A 3,502-nucleotide genomic window follows, 5' to 3' on the forward strand; every position below is an offset into this window, starting at 1 on the left:
AAATTTATGAATAGTTTTGCAGAGAATCTAAAAAATAATGACATAAGAATAGTATCAATAAGTAAAAGTGGAAATAATACATTGTCCAAGTTAAGTGATATAAATATTCAATTTTATGCACGTGAGCTAGCACAGATAGGTGAAAATTTACCCATATTTTCTGGATCTCAATTTTTTATTATATGTGAAATTTTACTGTTAAAATATTTAGAATACAAGAAACTTAAGTAAAATTTGCAAATAGATATGTGAAAATTAGAGAGTTTTTTTATGTTATATATCCTTAAAAAACACTAAATTATGAAACAACGAATGAGATTATCAAAAAAGCAACTGGATTTGAAATTACATTTCCAGTTGCTTTTTTAACATAAGTAATTTATTTGATTTAAATTGATAATTTAGTAGATATAAAGATTGCATTAATATAAGTTTCTTAAATAGATTTATCCTTAGAATTTTTAAAAAATATATTTTTATTCATAATATATTCAATCAAATATCCCATTACAATTATTCCAGGTAAATCAATTAAAAATCTTACAAAAGTAAATTTATATCCAAGTCCTCCTATTTCAAATAAAATAGTAGATAGTTTTATTACACACCAAGCATTTAAAAAAATCATAATATTAGAAAGTTTGACACCTTTATCAGACAGAACCTTAGTAAAAGGAAAGGCTGCATACATTGGCCCAGCGGCTAAAGATGCAATTAAAATAGATAAAAATACACCGAGTACTCCAGATTCTTTTCCCATATATTTCATCATAGATTCGCGAGATACCCATACATCAATAAGGCCTAGCATGATCATGATAGGAGGAAGAACTCCAAGCATTTGCATGAAACTAGATTTAGCATTTTCGAAGACTTTAAAAGCAAAATTATTATTAAAAAAATAAATTATAACTACTACTATAATCCATAAAATAACAAATTTATATCTTTTTAAAATTGATTTTAAGTCCATATACTAAACACCGCCTCTACAAATAAAGCAACTATAAATGAAAATAAAAATGCTAGAATGTTTCTAATTAGAGCTATATTTTTGCCCATATATTTTGCTTCTAAAGAAAAAGTCATTACACCGACCATAGTAAGAGTAGAAACTAAGGCTGCTACTTGAGCATAACCAGCTCCACTTATTAAAAGAGAATTTGCCATGGAAAAGGCTACAAAAGTAGGCATTAATGTAATAGAACCAGCTACTGAAGCAAGTAATACACCTAAAAAACCAGAGTTACTTCCTATAATTTTAGAAATCGTATCTGTATCTATTATAGAAAGTAGTATACCGATTACTATTATTATAGTAAAAAATTGAGGCATGATATTTTCAAAAGAAGAGAGTCCTTTTTTTATAGCTATCTTAGTTTTTTCTTTATTTTTAATGTAAGAAATAATTAATGAAAATATACACAACCCATATAAAATATAAGATGTCATAAAAATCCTCCTTAAAATAGACTGATACAATATAATATGAAACTGCTATATTGAAGGTTAAAATAAATCATGGTATTAGCTTATTTGTTATAGGAAAATAAATAACATTAGCAGATTTGATTAATAATTATGGATTTTATATAAAGACTAATCTATTATAAAATTACAGACAAAAGCTTATAATAAATTAATTTAAAACTTGGGGGGATTAGGGATGGAAAATGTTAGGGTTAAAAAATTTTCACATGTGGCTATGACTGAAGATATGTTAAATTATGAAAATGATAAATTAAAAAAATCTATTCGTAGAGAAGAAGATTTATATTCCAGAAATAATGAGGTAAGAACAGAGTTTGAGCGAGATTATACTAGAATTTTACATAGTTTAGCATATAGAAGATTAAAGCATAAGACACAAGTTTTTTTCAATACTCAAAACGACCATATTTGCACAAGAATGGAGCATGTGGCCCATGTAGAATCTGTTAGTTATATGATAGCTAAATCCTTAGGATTAAATTGTGAGCTTACTAAATCTATAGCTATTGGACATGATTTAGGTCATGCACCTTTTGGTCATGAAGGTGAATATGTTATAAGAAAAATAGTAAAAGATAATCTAGGCAAATCTTTTTGGCATGAAAAAAATGGACTAAGAGCAGTAGACAAATTAGATTTATTATCTGATGATAAAGGAAGTTTAACTAATTTAAATCTTACGTACGCAGTTAGAGATGGAATAATATGTCATTGTGGAGAAGTTGATGAGAATGGAATTTCACCTAGAAATGAAAATATAGATTTGAATACTATACAAAATCCAGGTGAGGTGCAACCTTATACTTGGGAGGGGTGTGTTGTTAAAATATCAGATAAAATAGCATATCTAGGAAGAGATATAGAAGATGCATTATTGCTTAAAATAATTAGTCGCGATGATTTACAAGATATATATAAATTAGGTCATCAACATGGACAAAAAACAATAAATACCTCTGTCATAATAAATGAACTTGTAAGTGATTTAATTGAAAATAGCAGTGTTGAAAATGGAATTTGCTTTTCAAAGGAAAAACAAAACTTTATTAATTCAATAAAAAAATTCAATTATGAAAAGATATATAATAATAAACAATTTAATTATTATAAAAAATATGCTTACTTAGTAATAAATAGTATTTTTGAAGAATTAAGTTTATACTACGATGGAGAGAATACTATTAAAAATTTACAAAATAATATAGATAAAAGATACAGATTTTTGATAAGTGATTTTAAAGGTTGGATAATAAAATATTGTGATGAAAGTATTATAAATACTAAAGATTTAAAAAGTAGTCTTAATAATAAAAAAATCTATGGAATGTTGAAAACAGAAGAAATTTATAAAGAAGCGATTATCGATTTTATTTCTGGTATGACAGATTCCTATGCTATAAAGTGCTTTAATGAATTGATTTCATTTTAAAAAATAAAAAGTTTTCTATATTTAATTATAGAAATAAGAATAATTGACTAGTCAAAAGCAATCATATATAATGGACATAGTAATATAACGGAGGTGATCAGGTAAAGTGAGAAAATAATCTTATTCAAAAAAATAGTTTAATAGCTTATTTTAAGTGTTTTAAAACACTTTATTAATTAAGCCTTAAATTACTTTAAATTAAGAATAAGATTATACTAGTAAATCACATATCTGAACCATTGCTTAAAATATATTTATTTTTGTGTGAAAAATATTAATATAATTATGTTTTTAGAGCTAGAATATAATTATATTTTCTATATACTTAGTAGAATTATATCTTCCTTAATTTAAAGTAATTGAAATTACTTAAATTCGAGGAAGTTTTTTTATGTCAATTTGAGAATCGGATATATATAAAGTGATAACAAAGGTGTATCGTTCGTTATATGACTAAAGAAAATTTCCTTATGATAGGAGATGATTATTATAGCGCAAATAAATATAAATAATTTAAGTTTTCAATATGATACACATGGTGAAGATATATTTAAAAATGTATCATTTTGCATAGATACAGAC

General features: G+C 24.9%; 4 protein-coding genes. 2 read left to right on the forward strand and 2 right to left on the reverse strand.

What is annotated here, in order from left to right; translation table 11 throughout:
- On the forward strand, window positions 1–231 hold a 231-nt coding region (locus J7G74_RS01775; protein ID WP_330616347.1), incomplete at its 5' end, for a hypothetical protein.
- A 205-nt stretch (window positions 232–436) separates the two neighbouring features.
- Here J7G74_RS01775 and J7G74_RS01780 read toward each other — a convergent pair.
- Both J7G74_RS01780 and J7G74_RS01785 read right to left on the reverse strand, forming a co-directional pair.
- Window positions 437–973, reverse strand: a complete 537-nt coding sequence (locus J7G74_RS01780) for a permease (RefSeq protein WP_297131079.1) — start codon at window positions 971–973, stop codon at window positions 437–439.
- Complete coding sequence (locus J7G74_RS01785; protein WP_297131082.1) at window positions 964–1,452, reverse strand: permease; 489 nt, start codon at window positions 1,450–1,452, stop codon at window positions 964–966. Before J7G74_RS01785 ends, J7G74_RS01780 begins: the two co-directional genes overlap by 10 nt.
- Before the next feature lie 214 nt (window positions 1,453–1,666).
- Here J7G74_RS01785 and J7G74_RS01790 point away from each other — a divergent pair, with 214 nt between their 5' ends.
- On the forward strand, window positions 1,667–2,920 hold the full coding sequence (locus J7G74_RS01790; protein ID WP_297131085.1) for a deoxyguanosinetriphosphate triphosphohydrolase family protein: 1,254 nt from the start codon (window positions 1,667–1,669) through the stop codon (window positions 2,918–2,920).
- The last annotated feature ends 582 nt before the right edge of the window (window positions 2,921–3,502 follow it).

Origin of the sequence: Terrisporobacter sp. (genome assembly GCF_017888745.1) — a bacterium.
GTDB lineage: Bacteria > Bacillota > Clostridia > Peptostreptococcales > Peptostreptococcaceae > Terrisporobacter.

Bases quoted from the DNA above. Each gene is read 5' to 3' on its own strand.
- J7G74_RS01790 (WP_297131085.1), top strand. From the start codon at position 1,667: ATGGAAAATGTTAGGGTTAAAAAATTTTCACATGTGGCTATGACTGAA.
- J7G74_RS01785 (WP_297131082.1), bottom strand. From the start codon at position 1,452: ATGACATCTTATATTTTATATGGGTTGTGTATATTTTCATTAATTATT.
- J7G74_RS01780 (WP_297131079.1), bottom strand. From the start codon at position 973: ATGGACTTAAAATCAATTTTAAAAAGATATAAATTTGTTATTTTATGG.